General features: G+C 70.3%; 1 pseudogene. It reads left to right on the top strand.

Features of this window, described 5'->3' with window-relative positions:
• Positions 1-377: pseudogene (locus GVL52_RS31905) on the top strand (UDP-N-acetylenolpyruvoylglucosamine reductase); the annotation flags it as partial.
• Between the last annotated feature and the right edge of the window lie 101 nt (positions 378-478).

Genomic DNA, 478 nt, shown 5'->3' with positions numbered 1-478 from the left:
GGGTGTGCGAGGTGCGCCGCGCCAAGCTGCCCGATCCCGCCGTGCTCGGCAATGCGGGCAGCTTCTTCAAGAACCCCACCGTCACGCCCGAGCAGTGCTCGGACATCATCGCGCGCGATCCGAAGATCGTGCACTACCCGATGCCCGACGGCACCATCAAGCTCGCGGCCGGCTGGCTCATCGATGCCTGCGGCTGGAAGGGCAAGACCGTCGGCAAGGCCGGCGTGTACGAGAAGCAGGCCCTGGTGCTGGTGAACCGCGGCCGCGGCGGCGACAGCGTCACGGGCGGCGAGGTGATGACGCTCGCCAAGGCCATCCAGACGAGCGTCTACGAGCGCTTCGGCATCCGGCTCGAACCCGAGCCGGTGGTGGTCTGACGCGGCCGCGGGGCCCGCGTTGCCGGACATGAAAAAACCGCCCGGCCTTGCGGCGGGGCGGTTTCTCCAGTAGGCGCCATGCCTGCCGCGGACGGCAGGGC

Origin of the sequence: Rhizobium sp. 18055 (assembly GCF_902706285.1) — a bacterium.
In the GTDB taxonomy this organism is placed as follows: domain Bacteria; phylum Pseudomonadota; class Alphaproteobacteria; order Rhizobiales; family Rhizobiaceae; genus Rhizobium.
This window is presented reverse-complemented; position numbering and strand designations above follow the sequence as displayed.